Genomic DNA, 18940 nt, shown 5'->3' on the forward strand with positions numbered 1-18940 from the left:
TGACGACCCGCCGCCGCGGCGGGCCCGGTCCCACCCGAAACACCGACGGCAGACGGAGCAGAGCGGGGGGCTCACCAGGTGACCCAGGACGTGCAGTTCAGCGTGGAGGCCAATCCCTTCGCGGCGGCGGAGCAGGTCTGCGCGACCCTCGGCACCCTCACCGACGCCCTCTTCGACGAGCGCACCTCGCGCCACCCGGCGGCCTCGCTGAGCGCCCCGCGGGCGGCCGAACACCCCGCCGCCGAAACGCTGTTCGGCCTGCCCCTGGCCCCCAACGGCCCGGTGCACACCGCCCTCGACCGGCTCGGCACGGTGACCACCGCCGGCACCGCCCGGCCGGGCACCGGTGCACGGCTCACCGACCGGGTGGTCACCGCGCTCCAGGCCCGGTACGGCGGCGGCGCGGTGCGCGGTGCCATCGCCGACCGGGGCACCACCTCGGCCGCGCTGTTCCAGCTCCCGGTCACCGGCGAGTTCGCCGACGCCAAGCTGCGCCCGCCGTTCGCCCCCGCGCTGGCCGCGCTGGCGGCCGGGCAGCAGACCCGGCAACCGGTCGAACTGCCCACCGGCGCGGGCGCCGAGGTCCGGCTGGTCGTGCCGCCCGGCTTCCACGCGCTGACCTCCCCGGGCGGCCCGCCCGGCGTCTCCGCCCGTGCGGTGCCCCCGCTGCCGGCACTGCCCGACGGCACGCACCGGCCCGGCGACACGGACCGGACGGGCGGTACGGACCGGACGGGCGGTACGGACCCGGCCACCGTGGCGGCCGCCGACGAACTGGCCCGGCACCTGGCGGAGGTCGCCGAGGAACTGTTCAGCGCCACCGGCCCGGAGCCGCGGCGCGACTTCGCGGTGATCTCCGCCACTCTGGCCGACCTGATCCGCGACGCCGGCGTCGTCTACGCCGGCGTCTGCGCCCTGGAACTGGACGACCGCACCTCGGACGCCGCCCTCGTCGTCTCGCTCGCCCGGCACCCGCTGCCGATCACCGCGCTCGCCACCGAACTGGCCACCGTCCGGCGGCACGCCGAGGTGTGGACCGTCCTGCTGCCGGCCGGACCGGCCGCCGTCCTGGTCGAGGGCCGGACCGCCCCGGTGCCCGGCCCGCTGGCCGCCGACGGGCAGCGGCGCTGGGTGGTCACCTCGGCCGTCCAGGCCTTCGTTCCGCTGCCGGACGGCGGGACGGTGCTGTGCGCCCAGCTGTCCACGGCGCGGCCGGAGGACTGGGAGCTGTACACGGAGGCGTTCGCGGAGCTGCTGAAGAGCGTCCAGTTCGGCTGGGACGGCGTTCCGGCCGCGATGAACGGCGTTCCGGTCCAGGCTCCCGCTCCGGTCCGGACACCCGCCCCGGCGCAGGCCCCTGCTCCGGCTCAGGTTCCGGATCAAGCCCCCGCTGCCGCTGCCGTCGCTGCCGCCGTCGAGAAGGAGGCGGAGGAGAAGCCGGTGCACCTGCGCGGCACACCGGTACGGGTACCTCCCGCGGACTTCAACCCCTTCGCGCCCGTCGCGGAGGTCCCCTCCTCCGGTGCGGAGGACACGGCGCCGGATGCCGAGGACCGCCCGAAGGGCACGCCGGTGATGGTCCCGCCGGCCGACTTCAACCCCTTCTCCATGGAGGGCATCCCGGACGCGCCGGGCGACGTGCCCGCGGCCCGGCCCGCGGGCGCCGCTCCGGTCGCCGACCCGTTCGGGACCACGGTCACGACCGAGCAGAAGGCCGATCCGTTCGGCACCACCCTCCCCTCGCAGGGCCCTGCCGTCCCGCCGCCGCCCTCGACCCCGCCCGTCGTCCCGGCCCAGGCCCCGCCCGTCGCAGTGGAAGCGGCGGCACAGGAATCGGAGCAGCCCGGGGACGAGGAGGAGGCGGGTCCGCGCAAGGGCACACCGGTGATGGTCCCGCCGCCGGACTTCAACCCCTTCTCCATGGAGGGCATCCCGGCCCTGCCGACGGACGAACCGGAGCCGGTAGCCGCGGTCGGCGCCGAGCCGGAGAACCGCCCGTTCGGCTGAGCCGGAGGCGCGGCGAGCCGCCGCGCGGTGACACGGCGAACGGATGACGGCCGACACTCGACAGTCGACAGATTTCAGATTTCAGCGAACGAAATCTGAAATCTGTTACCTGTCAGCTGTCATCCGTTACCCGCTCCCGGCCCCTCTCCCCCCGGCGCCAACTCCCCTGCCGCGAGCGCCGTCGGAGGTCGGCCGCGATCCGCTCCGCCATCAACCGCCGCACACCGCCGACGGGTTCACCCACGCTCCGGGCGCATCTGCTCCGCCCCGGCCGGACCGGCTTCGGCGCTCAGCCCGCCCGCCGGGCCAGGTGCACCACGTCCGGCACCCCCCGGGCGACCGGGACCTCGTGCGACACCACGTCCGAGAAGCCCACCGCCCGCAGCGCGTCCTCGAAGGCTTGCGAAGGCTGCGCACTCCACACGGCCAGCACCCCGCCGGGCCGCAACCGGTGCCACAGCACCGTCAGCCCGTCCGCGCCGTACAGCCCGTCGTTGGACTCGGTGACGGTCCAGTCCGGCCCGTTGTCGATGTCGAGGCACAGCGCGTCGTAGCGCTCGCCGTCCGCCGCCGCGAGGTACTCCAGCAGGTCGGTGTGGAGAACCTCGACCCGCTCGTCGTCCAGTGCTCCGCCCGAGAAGGCGCCGAGCGGGCCGGTCCGGTGCCAGTCGATGATCGCGGACTCCCGCTCGACGATGGCGATCCGCCCCCAGCGCGGCTCGGCCGCCGCGTACGCCAGCGAGAATCCGACCCCGAGGCCCCCGATCAGCACCGACGGCCGCTCGACCGGGCCGCCGCCCGTACGGTCCAGCTCGTCCAGGGCCGTCTGGATCAGCAGCCGCTCCGAGCGCCCGTCGGCGGTGTCCATCAGGAAGCAGCCGTTGGCGATGATCTCGAAGTCCCGACCGCGTTGCCGGAGCACCACCTCACCGTACGGGCCCTCCCGCCGGTCGAGCGTGACGACGGCCTCGCGGCCGTCGCGTTCGGGCAGTGCTGTGGTCATCCGTCCTCCTTGGCGGACTCGGGTGAACTCGGGTGAACTCGGCCGCACCACCGCCCTGGTACCGGCGGGCCGGGTGGGCTTGCGCCCGACAATAGCCGAGTCCGCACCCGGGTCCGTCAGGTCGTGACCAGCACCCCCGCGTACGAGACTCCCGCGACGACCACCCAGGATCCGAGCCCGAGCAGTGCGATCCGCCCGCCGGTGCGGGCCATGGTCGGCAGGTGCACCGCACTGCCGAGACCGAACAACGCGGCGGCCAGCAGCAGTTCCTGGGCGTCCGAGGCCAGGCCGAGCGCCCGCTCGGGCAGCACCCCGGTGGTCCGCAGGACGATCATCGCGAGGAACCCCGCCACGAACAGCGGCACGATCGGCGGGCGGTTGCCGGCCTTCACCGACTTCTCACCCGACTTCTCACCCGGCTTCCCGCCCACCTCGCCCTCCGCCGGAGCCCCCGCCGCCGACGTCACCGCCGCCGAAGCCCCGGCCGAAACCCCCGCCGCGACCTTCACCGAAGCCACCCGCGCCATCCGCGCCGCCCGCAGGTTCCGCCGCACCATGACGGCCACCCCCGCGACCAGCGGCGCCAGCAGCACCACGCGCATCAGCTTGACCAGCACCGCCTCCCGCAGCGCCCCGGCCCCACTGGTCTGCGCGGTGGCGACCACCTGCCCGACGTCGTGCACGCTCGCCCCGACCCAGCGCCCGAACTCCAGCTCGTCGAGCCCGAGCGGATGCTGGAGCAGCGGGAGCACGACGATCGCCAGCGTCCCGCACAGGGTGACCAGCGCCACCGAGGCCGCGACGTCCTCCTCCTCGCTGCCCGCCGCCTGGCTGACCGCGCCGATCGCCGAGGCCCCGCAGATCGAGTACCCGGTGGCGACCAGCAGCGGCTGGTCACCGGGCAGGCCGAGCCGCCGGCCCAGCCAGAGCGTGCCCGCGAAGGTGGCCGCGACCACGGCCAGCACCATGGCCACCGTGGCCCAGCCGAGGCCGAGCACGTCGTCCAGGCTGAGCTTGAGCCCGAGCAGCACGATCCCGAGCCGCATCAGCCGCTTCCCGGCCGTGGACAGCCCCGGCCGGGCTATCCCGCGGACCACCGGGCGCACCCCGGGCAGGTGGGCCGCCGCCATGCCGAGCACGACGGCGGCGGTGAGCTTGGGCACGGCCGGCACCAGCGCGTGGACGCCCAGCGCGGCGGCCACCCCGAGGGCGGCGAGCAGCAGCCCGGGGGCGTCCCCGCGCATCGGGGGCAACGAGCGGGTGCGGGCGGCGCGGTGCCGGAGGGTCAGTGCCACGCCGGGATCACTGCTGCCCGTCGGCGGGCATCCGGTAGACCCGCCGGATGCTGGTGCCGAGCCGGGAGACGTCCGCACCGTAGACGTGGATGGAGATCGCCGTGCTGCTACAGGAGTTGCGCACCAGGTGGATGTCGCCGGGCGGGGCGAAGGCGGCGACGGTACCGGCCGGGCCGGCCACGTGCTCGGTCTCGACCAGCCGGGCGGTGGGGCCGCCGGAGACCAGCCGGTAGCGGGTCTCGCTCTCCTGGCCCTGGTGGACGCCGGCCACGCACCAGGAGACGTGGTCGTGGATCGGGGTCTGCTGACCGGGCAGCCAGACCAGGGCGACGACGGAGAAGCTGCCGTCCTCCTCGGCGTGCAGGACGTGCTGGCGGTAGCGCTGCGGGTCGCCCTCGCGGTGGGCGGGGGCGAGCAGCGCGTCGGGGCCGTCCGGGTCGGCGTGCAGGTGCGGGGCGAGTCGCTCGCCGACCAGGTAGGCGGTGAGCTCCGGCGGGAGTCCGCGGTCCACGACGGCGCGGATCTCACTGATCAGCGCGGTCATCCGCTCGGTGAGTCGGTCGCTGCCGACCGTGGCTGAGGGAGTCATCCCAGCAGGTTCGGCCCTGCCGACCTATCACGTCCAAGGAGGGTTCGTAAGGAACCTCCCCACTAACGCTTATATGTCAGCGGGCAGCAGCTCACCGGTTACCTACTGCCGGCTACCTGCTTCCGGTCGCCGCCGGGAGTCGTCACCCGGTTCGGCGCTCAGCACCCGACCCGACTCGCCGCCGCCTGCCGCAGGTGGTCCAGCACCAGCCCGGTGGCCGGGATCCGGCGGTGCTCGCGCAGCACGTACGCGCTCACCTGCCGCCGCAGGTGCGGTTCGACGGCCCGCCCGGTGACCTTGCGGTGGCACATGAAGGAGAGCACCAGTGCCGGCATCAGCGCGATCCCGACCCCGGCGGCGACGAGCGACTGCACCGCGAGGTTGTCGTCGGTGGAGAACACGATGTCCGGCGCGAACCCCTCCTCCGCGCAGACGTGCAGCAGGTTGGCCCGGCAGCGCGGACAGCCGGCGATCCAGCGTTCGCCGCCGAGGTCGGCCAGCCGTACGGCGTGCCGGCGGCCGAGCGGGTGCCCGACCGGCAGCAGCACCGTGAGCAGGTCCTCCATCAGCGGGATCTCGTCCACGCCCTCCGGCACCTCGGTGGCCACGCCGGGGTAACGGAAGGCCAGCGCGATGTCGCACTCCCCGCGCAGCAGCCGCTGGACGGAGTCCGGCGGCTCGGCCTCCAGCAGTTCGACCCGCACGCCGGGGTGCTCGGCCAGCAGCCGGGCCATCGCCTCGGGTATCAGGGTGGCGTTGGCGCTGGGGAAGGCGCAGACCCGCACCCGTCCGGCGCGCAGCCGGGCGAGGGCGGCGAGCTGCTGCTGGGCGGCGGACATGCTGTCGAGGATCAGCTCGGCGTGCCGGGAGAGTGCCTCGCCGGCCTCGGTGAGCCGCAGTCCGCGCCCGGCCCGGGTGAAGAGCGGAACGCCGACGGTGCGTTCGAGCGCCTTCATCTGCTGGGTGATGGCGGGCTGGGTGTAGCCGAGCTCGCGGGCGGCCGCCGAGTAGGAACCGGCCCGGACGACCTCGTGGAACGTCCTGATGTGCCGCGAATCGAACACCGGCTCCATGATCCCTCCCGCCCACCCGTTCTCGACAGCCCCGCTCCGGCCCCGCCCGGACCGTGCTCGGACCGCGCCCGGGCCTCGCCCGGACGCCCGAGAATCATAAGAGGAATTTGGAGGTATCGACCCCAACCCCACCCGTACCTATGGTTCAGCCCCGAACCAAGCTCCTCACTGCTGCGCCGACGGCGGCAGCCCCATCGCCACCTCGGCCTTGACCACCGGTGCCCCGCCGCGCACGCCCGGGCTGCGCCGGCTGCGCCGTTCCACGAAGCGGGCGAGCCAGGAGAGCAGCAGACACATGCCGATGTAGATCGGTGCGATCACCATCACCACCGGGATGAACGGCAGGTCGTAGTCCAGGTTGGTGGCGATCAGCTTGCCCGCGTGCAGGAACTCCTCGTAGGTGATCAGGAAGCCCAGCGAGGTGTCCTTGAGGGCGACCACCAGCTGGCTGATGATGGCCGGCAGCATCGCCCGGTTGGCCTGCGGCACCAGGACGTACGACATCACCTGGGTCTTGCGCATGCCCAGTGCGTACGCCGCCTCCCGCTGGCCCTTGGGCACGGCGAGCACGCCGGCCCGGAACACCTCGGCCAGCACCGAGCCGTTGTAGAGCACCAGCCCGGTCACCAGCGCCCAGAGCGGCTGCACCTTGAGCGCGACGAAGACGAAGAAGATCATCACCAGCACCGGCATGGCCCGGAAGAACTCCACCACCAGCGTGGAGAGCCAGCGCACCACCCGGTGGTCGGAGAGCCGCCCGGCCGCGAACAGCGCGCCGAAGGGCAGCGCGAACAGCACCGTCCAGCCGAAGGCCTTGAGGGTGTTGCCGAGCCCGCGCAGCAGCAGTTCCTGCACGCCCCGGTACTCGAACGGCTGCCACTTGGCGTACGTGAACTGGTTGGTGTGGAACAGCATGTAGATCACCCAGCCGATCAGCGCCGCGATCAGCAGCAGCGCGATCCCGCCGTACAGCCGGTGCCGGGCGAGCGCCTTCGGGCCGGGGATGTCGTACAGCGCCGAGGATTCAACGGTCATCGGGACACCGCCACTCGTCGTTCCAGCAGGTTGAAGACGGCGCTGATGGCCAGAGTGATGATCAGGTATCCGACGGCGATCCAGACGAAGGTCCAGACGATGCTGTAGCCCAGCTCGTTGATGGTCCGGTAGGTGCCCAGCAGTTCGGTGACGCTGAACGAGCCGGCGATCGCCGTGTTCTTGGCCAGCGCGATCATCACACTGCCGAGCGGCGCCACCACCGAGCGGTACGCCTGCGGCAGCACCACCAGGCTCATCGTCTGCCCGAAGCTCATGCCCAGGCTGCGGGCCGCCTCGCCCTGCCCGGTCGGCACCGTGTTGATGCCCGACCGCATCGACTCGCAGACGAAGGCCGAGGTGTAGCAGCCCAGCGCGAGCACCGCGAAGGTGTAGAAGGGCAGGGTGATGTTGAACCGGGGCAGGCCCAGCACCACGATGAAGAACAGCAGCGTCAGCGGCGTGTTGCGCAGCAAGGTCACCCACACCGTCCCGAACACCCGCAGCGGCTTGACCGGCGAGACCCGGAAGCCCGCGATCAGCACGCCCAGCACCAGCGACAGCACGGCGCTCACCGCGAACAGCGAGAGCGTGCCGAGGAACCCCTCCCAGTAGGTCGACCAGTTGTCGATCAGCGTTTTCACGGCGCGGCCCTCTCAGTACCGGTCGATCTGCGGCGGGGTGGGCGCCGGCTCCCCGGAGAGGCCGAGGGTCGCCTCGAAGGCCCTCTGCCAGTCGCCGTTCTGGATGTGGTGCTCCAGCGCGTCGTTGATCGCGCCGCGCAGCACGGTGTCCTCCTTCGGCACCCCGATCCCGTACGGCTCGGTCGAGAACAGCGGGCCGACCACCTTGAGCTCGTCCGGCACCTTGGCCGCGTACCCGAGCAGGATCGCGTTGTCCGTGGTCACCGCGTCGACCTGGTTGGTGATCAGGTTGTCCACGCAGGCCGAATAGGTGTCGTAGCCGATCAGCTCGGCCTTCGGGTACTTCGACTGGATCCGCTGGTACGGCGTCGATCCGGCCGCCGAGCAGACCTTCTTGCCGTCCAGGTCCTCCGGGCCGTGGATGGTGTCGTTGTTCTTGCGCACCAGCAGCGACTGCCCGGCGATGAAGTACGGGCCGGCGAAGCCGACCAGCTTCTTCCGGTTGTCGTTGATGGTGTAGGTGCCGACGTAGTAGTCCACCTGGCCGTTCTGCAGGGCGGTCTCGCGGTTGGCCGAGGCGATGGTCTTGAACTGGATCCGGTCCGGCGGGAAGCCCAGCGAGGCGCCGACCATCTTGGCGATCTCGATGTCGAAGCCGGAGTACTCGCCGGTGGCCGGGTTCTTCTGGCCCAGGTACGGCTGGTCCTCCTTGGCGCCGACCACCAGGTGGCCCCGGCTGCGGGCGGCGTCCAGGGTCGGCGAGCCGGTGATCGCGGAGGCGTCCTGGACCTGGTAGCTGGGCAGGGCGCTGGGCTGCGGGCCCTTGGGCGGCGGGGTCCCGGGCTTTCCGCAGCCGGCCGCCAGCGCGGCGAGCAGCAGGGCGACGGCGAGCACGCGCCTGCCCGCCCGTGCGGCGGGCCGCACCCCGGGCCGCGCGACCGGCCTCTCCGCGGGCCGAGCCCCGGGCGTCGTCTCACGGTTCACGGCGCCGCCTCAGTGCTTCAGGATCTTGGACAGGAAGTCCCGGGCGCGATCGCTCTCAGGGGCGCTGAAGAAGTCCTCCGGGGCGCGGTCCTCGACGATCCGGCCGTCGGCCATGAACACCACCCGGTTCGCGGAGGCCCGGGCGAAGCCCATCTCGTGGGTGACCACGATCATCGTCATGCCCTCGCTCGCGAGCTGGCGCATGACGTCCAGCACCTCGTTGATCATCTCGGGGTCGAGCGCCGAGGTGGGCTCGTCGAACAGCAGGGCCTTCGGGTCCATGGCCAGCGCGCGGGCGATCGCGACCCGCTGCTGCTGCCCTCCGGAGAGCTGCGCCGGGTACTTGGCGGCCTGGTCGGCGAGGCCCACCCGCTCCAGCAGCGCGTGGGACTTGGCGTCCGCCTCGGCCCTGGGCCGGCCGCGGACCTTGATCTGCGCGAGCGAGACGTTCTGCAGCACGGTCTTGTGCGCGAAGAGGTTGAAGGACTGGAACACCATGCCGACCTCGGCGCGCAGCCTGGCCAGGCCCTTGCCCTCCTCGGGCAGCGGGTGGCCGTCGATCAGGATGGTGCCGACCTCGATCGGCTCCAGCCGGTTGATCGCCCGGCAGAGGGTCGACTTGCCGGAGCCGGACGGGCCGATGACCACGACCACCTCGCCGCGCCCGACCGTCAGCTCGATGTCCTGCAGGACGTGCAGGTCCCCGAAGTGCTTGTTGACCCCGCGCATCTCGATCAGCGGGGTGAAGGCCGAGGCGCCGGCCGGCGCCGGCCCGGGGGCCGCGGTCACCTGTTGCGCCGTCCCTTCAGCAGCCAGCCCAGCGCGACGCCCGCGATCAGCGTGGCCAGCAGCGCGATCCAGAGCGGCGCGGTGACGGTGAAGACCCAGAACTGGATCTGGACCCTGTCGAGGTTGGCGAACAGGAACCACACGGCGAGGACGACGATGACGCCGATCCCGATGTAGCGCGTGGGGATGCCGCCGATCTCACCGCGCGGGGAACGGGATGGTCCGTCTGAAATCTTGGTCACCGGAGCAGTCTGCGGGCCGGGCGGCCGATTTGCCCGGTTACGCGCTCTTCCGGGCCAGGGAGTAACCCGTACGGGGCAATCAGGCCCCGTACGGGTTTGAGTCCGCTCCGGCCCGACTCCGGCCCGTTCCGGTCCGGCCGCCCGGCCGGACCGGAGCCCGCTACCGCTCGTCCCGCCAGGACCGCCAGAGCGCCGCGTACGGACCGCCCGCCGCGACCAGCTCCGGGTGGCTGCCGTACTCGCTGATCCGCCCGCCCTCGACCACCGCGATCACGTCCGCGTCGTGCGCGGTGTGCAGCCGGTGGGCGATGGCGATGACCGTCCGCCCCTCCAGCACCCGGGACAGCGAGCGCTCCAGATGGCGGGCGGCCCGCGGGTCCAGCAGGGAGGTGGCCTCGTCCAGCACCAGGGTGTGCGGATCGGCCAGCACCAGCCGGGCCAGTGCCAGCTGCTGGGCCTGCGGCGGGGTCAGTGAGGTGCCGCCGGAGCCGACCTCGGTGTCCAGGGCGTCCGGCAGGGCGTCCACCCAGGCCCCGGCGTCCACGGCGTCCAGCGCCGCCCGCAGCTCGGTGTCGTCCGCCCCGGGCGCGGCCAGCCGCAGGTTGTCCCGCAGGGTGCCGACGAAGACGTGGTGCTCCTGGTTCACCAGGGCGACCTCCGCGCGCACCCGCTCGGCCGGCATCCGCGCCAGCGCCGCCCCGCCGAGGGTCACGCTGCCGCGGCCGGGGGCGTAGATCCCGGCCAGCAGCCGGCCGAGGGTGGACTTGCCCGCGCCGGACGGCCCGACCAGCGCGACCCGGCTGCCCGGGGGGACGTCCAGGCTGATCCCGTGCAGGACGTCGGCGCCCTCGCGGTACCCGAACCGGACGTCCTTCGCCTCGACCCGACGGCCGTCCGGCAGGACGGACTCGTCCCCCTCGTGCTCGGGCACCTCGCGCACGCCGACCAGCCGGGCCAGCGAGGCCTGGCCGATCTGGAGCTCGTCGTACCAGCGCAGGATCATGTCCACCGGGCCGGTCAGCATCTGCGCGTAGAGCACGCCGGTGGTCAACTGGCCCACGGTGATCCAGCCCTGGACGGTGAACAGCCCGCCGAACAGCATGGTGGCGAGCACCGCCAAGGTGTAGACCGCGTCGATGGTCGGGAACCAGACCGAGCGCAGCCACAGGGTGTACCGCTCCCAGGCCAACCACTCGCGCAGCTTGCGGTCGGTCAGCCGGACCCGCTGGTCCCCCAGCCGCAGCGCCTCCACCGTCCGCCCGGCGTCCACCGTCTCGGCCAGCACGTTGCTCACCGCCGCGTACCCGGCCGACTCGCTGCGGTAGGACTGCGGCGCGCGCCGGAAGTACCAGCGGGAGCTGACCAGCAGCAGCGGAAGCCCGATCAGCGAGGTCAGCGCGAGCAGTGGCGAGGTGACCAGCAGCGCGCCGAGCACCAGCAGCAACGACACCACGGCGACGGCGAGTTCGGGCACCGCCTCGCGCACCGACTTGTCCAGCCGGTCGATGTCGGTGGTGCCCCGGGAGACCAGGTCCCCGGTACCGGCCCGCTCCAGCACGCCGGTCGGCAGGGCCACCGAGCGGACCAGGAAGTCCTCGCGCAGGTCGGCCAGCACCCGCTCGCCGAGCACCGCGCCGCGCATCCTCGACCAGCCGGTGAACGCCGCCTGCACCACGAGTGCCAGCAGGTACCAGGCGACCGCCACCGCGATGGTGGACCCGACGGTCCCGGTGGCCAGCGACTCGACCAGGCGCCCGAGCACCCAGGGCCCGACCAGCCCGGCCACGGTGGCCACGGAGTGCAGCGACACCACCGCGGAGAACCCGGCGCGGTGCCGCCGCGCGAGCAGCAGCAGGTACCCGCGCACCGCGGCCGGGGAGCCGACCGGCAGGGTGGCGGCCGGCTCCTGTTCCTCCTGGAACGGAGGCTTCATGACGTGCTCCTCGCGTGCGTAGCAGGGAAGTTGACGATGTTCCTCATACGGCCTCACCCACCGGAGCGGCCGCCTCCTCGCCGCGGGTGACCACGGCCCGGTAGGCCGACTCGGTGCGCATCAGCTCGCGGTGCGGCCCGGCCGCGACGACCCGGCCCTCCTGCAGCAGCACCACCCGGTCCGCCCGGTCGAGCAGCAGCGGGCTGGTCGCGAACACCACGGTGGTGCGGCCCGCCCGGGTGTCCCGCAGCCCGGAGGCGATCCTCGATTCGGTGTGGGCGTCCACCGCGCTGGTGGGCTCGTCCAGCACCAGCACCGGCGGGTCCGCCAGCAGGGCGCGGGCCAGGGCGAGCCGTTGGCGCTGCCCGCCGGAGAGCGAGCGTCCGCGCTCGGTGATCCGGGCGCGCATCGGGTCTCCCCCGCACTCCGGCGAACCCTCCGCCAGGGCCGTCAGCACGTCCTCCGACCGGGCCGCCGCCAGGGCCGCGGCGGCCGTGACCCGCCCCGAGGAGGGGATGTCGAAGAGCTCGGCCAGCGTGCCGGAGAGCAGTACCGGCTCCTTGTCGTGGACCAGCACCGCCGCCCTGGCCTCGGCCAGCGGCACCGCGTCCAGCTCCGTGCCGCCGAGCCGCACCGGGGCCTGCGCCCGCTCGCCCTCGGCCGGCGGGACGTGGCCGCCGAGCCGCTCGGCCAGCGCCCCCGCGAAGTCCGGGTCCCCGCAGACCACCGCGGTCAGCTCGCCGGCCCGCGCCGTCAGCCCGCTCGTCGGGTCGTGCAGGTCGGCCTTGTCCGGCCGGACCAGTGAGGCATCGGCCGTGCCGGTCGTCCGGCCGAGCGAGAGCACCCGGACGGTGCGCGCGGCGGAGACCCGGGCCACGCTCCACGCGTGCGCCGCCTCGCCCAGGATGCGCAGCGGGGCGGCCAGGAAGGCCGTGGCGCCGTAGACCGCGATCAGGGTGCCGACGGCGAGCTCGCCGGAGGCCACCAGCCGGGCGCCGTACCAGGTGACGCCGACCACGAACAGGCCTGGCAGCAAGACCTGTTGAGCCTGCATCAGCGACTGGATCCGGGCCGAGCGGACGGCCGCGGCCCGGACCTTCTGGGAGGCGGCCCGGTACCGCTCCAGGAACAGCTCCTCGCCGCCGATGCCGCGCAGCACCCGCAGCCCGGCGACGGTGTCGGCCGCCAGCTCGGTGGCCTTGCCGCCGAGGGTGCGCTGCTGCTCGTAGCGCCGCTCGAACGGCCCGATCAGCGGCCAGACGGAGGCCGCCAGCACCGGGACGCCGAGCAGCACCCCGGCCCCGAGCACCGGATCGACCAGCAGCACCGCCACGCTGACGGCCAACCAGACGATCACCGCCGACCGGACCCGGGCGACCAGTTCGACGTACCAGCCGATCCGCTCGACGTCCCCGCTGCCGACCGCGACGACCTCTCCGGTGGCGATCCGGCGGGACAGCCCGGCCCCGAGGCGCGAGGCCTGCCGGGACACCAACTGCCGTACGTGGGTGGCCGCGTGGATCCAGTTCCAGACCGCCTGGCGGTGCACCAGCACGGCGCCGAGCGCGGCACCCGCACCGAGCAGCAGCAGGATCCCGCCGGCCCGCCAGATCCCGCCGGCGTCGCCGTCCACGGCGGCCTGCACGCCGAACCCGAGCGGTATCGGCAGGGCGGCCCGGCACCCCAGCTCGATCAGCGACCAGAGGGTGGCGAGCACCTGCCCGCGCCGCTGGCGGCGCTGCAGCCAGCGCAGGAAGGCCGGGGGTGAGGAGAGGTCGGGACTGCCGGGATCGGCCAGCGGCAGGGGGGTGAGCAGCATGACACTCCGATACGAGCGGTGCGCGGCCACGAGCGCACAGGGGTTCGGGAGAGCTACAGGAGTTCGAGGAGCGGCGCGCACGGAGCACCGGGGTGACGTGCGCGCAGTGCGGACGGCGGCCCTACGGCGGGCGGCCCGACGAGGAGCGGCCCGAACCGGCAGGCGGATGACGCGCGGCACGGCAGCACGGCTGCGGCGCGACGTCGACGATGCGCCCGGAGCGGAGCCGGACGGGGTGGGATGGGCACGAAGGGCCCGAGAGTCAGGACGTCATGATCGGGAGCCTGCCAACCTCCGCGCGATCTGCGCAACGTGTTTTTCACCACGGCTTTTCGCCCCGGCCCGCGCGCTCCGCACCCCGGCCCCCGCGAGCCGGACCCACACGCCCCCCGCACGCCCCGCCGGGGCGGTCCCGACCCCGCCCCGGGTCGGCCGGCCCCTCGGCCAAACCCCCGCAAAGCTTCACCCAAGATTCGCCCGTTCGGCGGGAACAATCACACCGGGACGCCAGTTGCCCCCACTGGAACCACAGGACAATCAGGAGGGCACCCCTTCCCGTGAGCACCATCCCCACCGTCACCCTCAACGACGGCGCGCAGATCCCGCAGCTCGGCTTCGGCGTGTGGCAGGTCCCGGACGCCGAGGCCACCCCGGCCGTCCGCACCGCGATCGAGGCGGGCTACCGCTCCATCGACACCGCGGCCATCTACGAGAACGAGGCCGGCACCGGCGCGGCGATCGCCGAGGCCCTGGCGGGCGGCGTCGCCCGCGAGGACCTCTACGTCACCACCAAGCTGTGGAACTCGGGCACCCGCGACTGGTCCGGCGAGCAGGGCCGCGACGCGGTGCTGCGCGAGTTCGACGCCTCGCTGGCCAAGCTCGGCCTCGAATACCTCGACCTCTACCTGATCCACTGGCCGCGCCCGATGCACGGCGACAGCTACCTGAACATCTGGAAGGCCTTCGAGCAGCTGAAGGCGGACGGCCGGGTCAGGTCGATCGGCGTCTCCAACTTCGGCACCGAGCAGCTGAGCCGCCTGCTGGGCGAGGCCTCCGTCGCCCCGGCCCTGAACCAGGTCGAGCTGCACCCGTACTTCCCCCAGGCGGAGCTGCGCGCGTTCCACGCCGAGCACGGCATCGCCACCGAGGCCTGGAGCCCGCTGGGCCAGGGCAAGGACCTGCTCGCCGAGCCCGCCCTGGTGAAGACCGCCGAGAAGCACGGCCGCACGGTCGCCCAGGTGGTGCTGCGCTGGCACCTCCAGAGCGGCGTGATCGCCATCCCGAAGTCGGTCACCCCGTCCCGGATCCGCGAGAACCTGGACGTCGCCGGCTTCGAGCTGGACGCCGAGGACCTCGCGGCGATCGCCGCCGTGGCCACCGGCAAGCGGATCGGCCCGGACCCGCAGGAGTTCGACTGGAACTGACGCCCGGCCCGGGGGTCCGGCCCCCGGACACCCGGATCGCCTGACGGCCGTCATGCCGAAGACCGCCCGCTCCCGTGGGGGGAGCGGGCGGCCTCAGGTGTACCCCGATCCGTCAAAGTCCATGGCCATGGACCCTCAGCGTTTTGGCGAATCGTTTTGGCTACTGCGGCGAAGTCTTGACCTAGAGCCTGCCCGCCTTCGCGATGAGCGCGAGCGCGGCCTCGTGCTCGCTCTCCTCCAGCGGGGCCAGCAGCAGCCGCTGGACCTCGGCCACCCCGGCGGCCGAGCGGTGCAGCAGGTCCTGTCCCGCCGGTGAGAGCGAGAGCAGGTTGCGCCGCCCGTCCGAGGGGTCGCGCCGGCGCTGCACCAGGCCGCGGCGCACCAGTCGGCTGACCATCTCGGCCATCGTGGCCTTGTCCAGCGAGGCCAGCTCGCCGACCGTGCGCTGGTCGGCGCCCGGTTCCAGTTCCAGCGCGTCCAGCACCGCGTACTGCGGAGCCGTCAGCTCGGCGCCCACGTGCTCCGACCAGAGCTTGGTGTGCACCTGCTGGCTCACCCTGATCAGGTAGCCGATCGCCCGCTGGGCGTCCAGTATCGGCCGCGCGTCGGTGATGACGGCGACCGCCGCGGGCTCCAGCCTGGCTATCTTGGCCATCACCCGGACGATCTCGACCTGTTCCTCCGCAGAGAGCGGCTCGAACAGGACGCGCTGAACGCGGACCACACCACCGGTGGCCTCGCGCACCGCCTGGGCACCGCTCTGCGAGAGCGCCAACAGTTTGCGCCGGCCGTCGGCCGGGTCGCGCCTGCGCAGCACCAGGCCGCGGCGGACCAGCCGCGCGACCATCTCCGCCATCGTGGCCTTGTCGAGCGAGGCCCGCTCGCCGACCGTCCGCTGGTCCGCACCCGGTTCCAGGGCCAGGACCAGCAGCACGGCGAACTGCGGAGCCGTGAGATCGGCTCCGACGTGTTCGGACCACAAACGGGTGTGGACCTGCTGTGCAACGCGAATGAGGTGTCCGGGCGACTGCTGCAGTCGCGCAGACACGCGGGTTGTCGGGATCTCCCCCAGCACCATGTATCCGTCCCGATGTCACACCCGGTGTGTGTGGGACACCCGGGTGGGGCAGTAACGGCGAGTGGGCGTCCAGCTATGAGGGAGGGCGCTCCAGCCGTGCAGCCGGTGGCTGCTGGCGGACACTATACAAACGGCGGGCCCTTGCTGGCAGGCAGGGGCGGATAGTAGACGCAGGTTCGGCAACATTGGCATATTTACGGACTGCGAACGGCTTGCAGTAACTCGTTCTCAGCAGAAAGCCGACCGGTCGGTCCTTACCCACCGTCACCTGCGTCTCTCCACCCTGGCCGCCCTCCCTACCCGCCGGTAGGGTGTGGCCACCCTCTCCGGGGGCTCTCCCCGGGAGGCAACCCCGAGAGAGACGAGACCGAGCATGACCGAGCAGAGCACCGCCCCCCGGGTCGCCGTCGTCACCGGCGCCGCCCGCGGCCTGGGCGCCGCCACCGCCGTCCGGCTGGCCGCCGACGGCTACGCGGTCGCCGTCCTGGACCTCGACGAGGCGGCCGGCAAGGAGACCGTCGACCGGATCACCGCCGCCGGCGGCAGGGCGCTGGCCGTCGGCGCCGACGTCTCGGACGCCGAGCAGGTCCAGGCCGCCGTCGACCGGGTGGCCGCCGAGCTCGGCACCCCGGTCGTCCTGGTGAACAACGCGGGCGTACTCCGCGACAACCTGCTCTTCAAGATGTCCGAGTCCGACTGGGACACGGTCATCAACGTTCACCTCCGCGGCGCCTTCCTGATGACCCGCGCCGTGCAGAAGCACATGGTCGACGCCGGTTTCGGCCGCATCGTCAACCTGTCCTCCTCCTCGGCCCAGGGCAACCGCGGCCAGGCCAACTACTCGGCCGCCAAGGCGGGGCTCCAGGGCTTCACCAAGACTTTGGCCATTGAGCTGGGCAAGTTCGGCATCACGGCCAACGCGGTCGCCCCCGGCTTTATCGCCACGGACATGACAGCAGCCACCGCCGCCCGGGTCGGCATGGACTTCGAAGACTTCAAGCGGGCCGCGGCCTCGCAGATCCCGGTCCAGCGGGTCGGCGAGCCTGAGGACGTCGCCCACACCATCTCCTTCCTCGCGAGCGAGGGCGCCGGCTTCGTCTCCGGCCAGGTGATCTACGTCGCGGGCGGCCCCCTCGACTGAGCACGGAACCTACACAGGGTTACCACGGAGTGGGAAGCCGGTCGCACCGGCCTCCCACTCCTCCTGCTTTACCGGGGCTTTTGCAGAATCATTCGACGACCACACGGACTTTCGATCCTGGAATAGTGGAAATCACCCCCCGAGCCAGCCCCGATCGACCCAATTGTCGATTTCCCGGGAAAATGACAATTACCACCGGAATAGCCCTGTCCGGCTGGGTAAGGTCACCCCGTGCAATCCAGAAGTACCCCCGCTCCCATTCCGCGCCAGAGGCCGGAGCGCCGCACCGCCGAACCCGACCGCCGGGAACGCCCCACCACCCCGGGACACCCCCTCCCCCCGGCCGGCCCCGGCCCCGGTGAACCCGGCTGGCCCCCGATGAGCCGACGGCAGGCCGCCCTGCTCGCCGTCACCCTCGCCGGCTACCTGCTGGTACTGGCCGGGGTCCTGCTCAACACCGAGCTGGTCGACCTCGACTGGTCGGTCCGACTGCTGCGCCCCTACGAGCGGTGGCCCCGGCTGGAGCCGCTGCTCGACACCTGGGTGGTCGCCGGGCAACGCGGGCCCTCGGCGATCGCCGCCTTCTGCTGGCTCGGCTGGCGGGCCCACCGCCTCGGCCGGCTGCGCCCGCTGCTGGTCATGGGCATCGCGCTGCTGTTGCTCAACGTCACCGTCGGCGCGGTCAAGATCGTCACCGGCCGGCTCGGCCCGCACTACGCCCAGTACGTCGGCTCGCCCGAGCTCTTCTCCGGCGGCACCATCTTCCCCTCCGGCCACACCGCCAACGCGGTGGTCACGTGGGGGGTGCTCGCCTACCTCGCCGTCCGCTGGCGGCGCACCGGCGCGCTGATCGCCGCCGCCACCGCCTGCTCGATCGGCCTGACCACGGTCTACCTGGGCACCCACTGGGTCACCGACGTCCTGGCCGGCTGGGCCGCCGGACTGCTCGTCCTGCTCTCGCTGCCACTGCTGGAGCCCCTGGTCGCCACCGCCGAACAGCGGCTCCGCCGGCGCTTCGCCCGCCGGCACCTGCCCTGCTGAACCCGAGCCACGCCCGACCCGAACCGCACCCGAGCCACGGCGAACCCGACCCGCACCAGGTCCGCACCGAAGCCGAAGCCGAACCCCGAATGCCGAAGCCGGACCCGGCCCCCGAGCCGACGGAACGGGCCGGACCTACCCCTCCCAGCTGCGCTCGACCACACCGTTGCGCACCGCGAGGTTGAGCCGCCCCTGGCGGTACTCCATGGTCATCAGGTCACCCGGCTCCAGCACCCGGACCGACGCCCAGCCGTGCCTCCGGGCCAGCTCCCGGGCCCGCTCGATCCGCAGCCCCGCGTATCCCTCGCCGTCCTGACCCCCCGCACCCGAACCGGCGCCCGGACCCGCCGCGCCGGACCCCGCCCCCACCGCGCCCGAACCCGACATCGCGCCTCCCCGGCTCGTCTCCTCGGACGTACGCTGGAATCGTAGCCCGACCGGCGTGGTCAAGAGGTGAACGGCATGCGCACCACCACTCCGCGACGGTGGCGCAGCGGCACCGAGCCGGCCACCGCCCGCAGCGATCTCAAGCTCCGCTACCTGCTCTCGCTCACCTTCACTCCGCTGTTCGCACTGGCGACGGTGGGTTTCGCGCTCTGGGCGGCCGCCTCCCCCGCCGACGGCGCGCCCAGCCGTGGCACCCTCACCGGCTTCGCCGTGGCCTGCGGCCTGCTCACCCTGTTCGCCGCCGTCGATCTCGTGGTGGTGATCCGGCGTCGCCGGACCGAGCTCTGACGTGGTGTCTCCCATGGAGTGGGGAGGCGACCCCGCCCACCTCCCCCCCCCCGCCGCCGACCTTCCACACCCCGACGCCCCCCTCACACCCCCTCGTTTCCCACGCTCGCC

General features: G+C 73.0%; 18 protein-coding genes. 5 read left to right on the top strand and 13 right to left on the bottom strand.

Features of this window, described 5'->3' with window-relative positions; all coding sequences use genetic code 11:
• Window positions 1-78: 78 nt before the first annotated feature.
• The gene (locus ACFVGO_RS16185; RefSeq protein ID WP_380632289.1) at window positions 79-2007 is read left to right on the top strand and encodes a hypothetical protein; all 1929 of its coding nucleotides are present in this window, start codon (window positions 79-81) and stop codon (window positions 2005-2007) included.
• Between the two features lie 289 nt (window positions 2008-2296).
• Here ACFVGO_RS16185 and ACFVGO_RS16190 read toward each other — a convergent pair whose 3' ends face one another.
• The 11 genes from ACFVGO_RS16190 to ACFVGO_RS16240 all read right to left on the bottom strand — a co-directional run bounded on the left by ACFVGO_RS16190 (window position 2297) and on the right by ACFVGO_RS16240 (window position 13410).
• Window positions 2297-3010 (bottom strand): spermidine synthase, encoded by a 714-nt coding sequence (locus ACFVGO_RS16190; RefSeq protein ID WP_359911668.1) that lies wholly within the window; start codon window positions 3008-3010, stop codon window positions 2297-2299.
• A 116-nt stretch (window positions 3011-3126) separates the two neighbouring features.
• Window positions 3127-4254 carry a putative sulfate exporter family transporter gene (locus tag ACFVGO_RS16195; protein ID WP_359911722.1) on the bottom strand — a complete coding sequence of 376 codons (1128 nt, stop codon included), beginning with the start codon at window positions 4252-4254 and terminating at the stop codon, window positions 3127-3129.
• Window positions 4255-4312: 58 nt separating this feature from the next.
• Entirely contained in the window at window positions 4313-4894 is a 582-nt protein-coding gene (locus ACFVGO_RS16200; RefSeq protein WP_359911665.1) for a cysteine dioxygenase family protein, read from the bottom strand.
• Between the two features lie 158 nt (window positions 4895-5052).
• The gene (locus tag ACFVGO_RS16205) at window positions 5053-5958 is read right to left on the bottom strand and encodes a LysR family transcriptional regulator (protein ID WP_359911662.1); all 906 of its coding nucleotides are present in this window, start codon (window positions 5956-5958) and stop codon (window positions 5053-5055) included.
• 174 nt (window positions 5959-6132) lie between these two features.
• Window positions 6133-7002 carry an amino acid ABC transporter permease gene (locus ACFVGO_RS16210; RefSeq protein WP_359911659.1) on the bottom strand — a complete coding sequence of 290 codons (870 nt, stop codon included), beginning with the start codon at window positions 7000-7002 and terminating at the stop codon, window positions 6133-6135.
• Entirely contained in the window at window positions 6999-7643 is a 645-nt protein-coding gene (locus ACFVGO_RS16215) for an amino acid ABC transporter permease (protein WP_359911656.1), read from the bottom strand. Before ACFVGO_RS16215 ends, ACFVGO_RS16210 begins: the two co-directional genes overlap by 4 nt.
• A gap of 12 nt (window positions 7644-7655) precedes the next feature.
• Entirely contained in the window at window positions 7656-8537 is an 882-nt protein-coding gene (locus tag ACFVGO_RS16220) for a glutamate ABC transporter substrate-binding protein (RefSeq protein WP_359911653.1), read from the bottom strand.
• A gap of 99 nt (window positions 8538-8636) precedes the next feature.
• Window positions 8637-9365, bottom strand: a complete 729-nt coding sequence (locus ACFVGO_RS16225) for an amino acid ABC transporter ATP-binding protein (protein WP_359911719.1) — start codon at window positions 9363-9365, stop codon at window positions 8637-8639.
• Window positions 9366-9412: 47 nt separating this feature from the next.
• The gene (locus tag ACFVGO_RS16230; protein WP_359911650.1) at window positions 9413-9658 is read right to left on the bottom strand and encodes a LapA family protein; all 246 of its coding nucleotides are present in this window, start codon (window positions 9656-9658) and stop codon (window positions 9413-9415) included.
• Window positions 9659-9818: 160 nt separating this feature from the next.
• Window positions 9819-11591: an ABC transporter ATP-binding protein gene (locus tag ACFVGO_RS16235; RefSeq protein ID WP_359901573.1), complete on the bottom strand. Its 1773-nt coding sequence runs from the start codon at window positions 11589-11591 to the stop codon at window positions 9819-9821.
• A 43-nt stretch (window positions 11592-11634) separates the two neighbouring features.
• Window positions 11635-13410: an ABC transporter transmembrane domain-containing protein gene (locus tag ACFVGO_RS16240; protein ID WP_380632294.1), complete on the bottom strand. Its 1776-nt coding sequence runs from the start codon at window positions 13408-13410 to the stop codon at window positions 11635-11637.
• Window positions 13411-13967: 557 nt separating this feature from the next.
• On the opposite strand from ACFVGO_RS16240, the gene ACFVGO_RS16245 reads away from it, so the two are divergent.
• Window positions 13968-14834, top strand: a complete 867-nt coding sequence (locus tag ACFVGO_RS16245) for an aldo/keto reductase (protein ID WP_359901578.1) — start codon at window positions 13968-13970, stop codon at window positions 14832-14834.
• A 181-nt stretch (window positions 14835-15015) separates the two neighbouring features.
• Here ACFVGO_RS16245 and ACFVGO_RS16250 read toward each other — a convergent pair whose 3' ends face one another.
• A complete protein-coding gene (locus tag ACFVGO_RS16250) occupies window positions 15016-15816 on the bottom strand; it encodes a MarR family winged helix-turn-helix transcriptional regulator (RefSeq protein WP_380348804.1) in 801 nt (266 codons plus the stop codon).
• Between the two features lie 469 nt (window positions 15817-16285).
• Between ACFVGO_RS16250 and fabG the strand changes: the two genes are divergently transcribed.
• On the top strand, window positions 16286-17053 hold the full coding sequence (gene fabG / locus ACFVGO_RS16255; RefSeq protein WP_359901584.1) for a 3-oxoacyl-ACP reductase FabG: 768 nt from the start codon (window positions 16286-16288) through the stop codon (window positions 17051-17053).
• A gap of 378 nt (window positions 17054-17431) precedes the next feature.
• The gene (locus ACFVGO_RS16260; RefSeq protein WP_359901587.1) at window positions 17432-18094 is read left to right on the top strand and encodes a phosphatase PAP2 family protein; all 663 of its coding nucleotides are present in this window, start codon (window positions 17432-17434) and stop codon (window positions 18092-18094) included.
• A gap of 135 nt (window positions 18095-18229) precedes the next feature.
• Here ACFVGO_RS16260 and ACFVGO_RS16265 read toward each other — a convergent pair whose 3' ends face one another.
• The gene (locus tag ACFVGO_RS16265; RefSeq protein ID WP_359901590.1) at window positions 18230-18481 is read right to left on the bottom strand and encodes an I78 family peptidase inhibitor; all 252 of its coding nucleotides are present in this window, start codon (window positions 18479-18481) and stop codon (window positions 18230-18232) included.
• Between the two features lie 75 nt (window positions 18482-18556).
• Here ACFVGO_RS16265 and ACFVGO_RS16270 point away from each other — a divergent pair, with 75 nt between their 5' ends.
• On the top strand, window positions 18557-18829 hold the full coding sequence (locus tag ACFVGO_RS16270) for a DUF6343 family protein (RefSeq protein ID WP_359901593.1): 273 nt from the start codon (window positions 18557-18559) through the stop codon (window positions 18827-18829).
• The last annotated feature ends 111 nt before the right edge of the window (window positions 18830-18940 follow it).

This window comes from Kitasatospora sp. NPDC057738, assembly GCF_042798815.1.
Classification (GTDB): Bacteria; Actinomycetota; Actinomycetes; order Streptomycetales; family Streptomycetaceae; genus Kitasatospora; species Kitasatospora lactacystinica.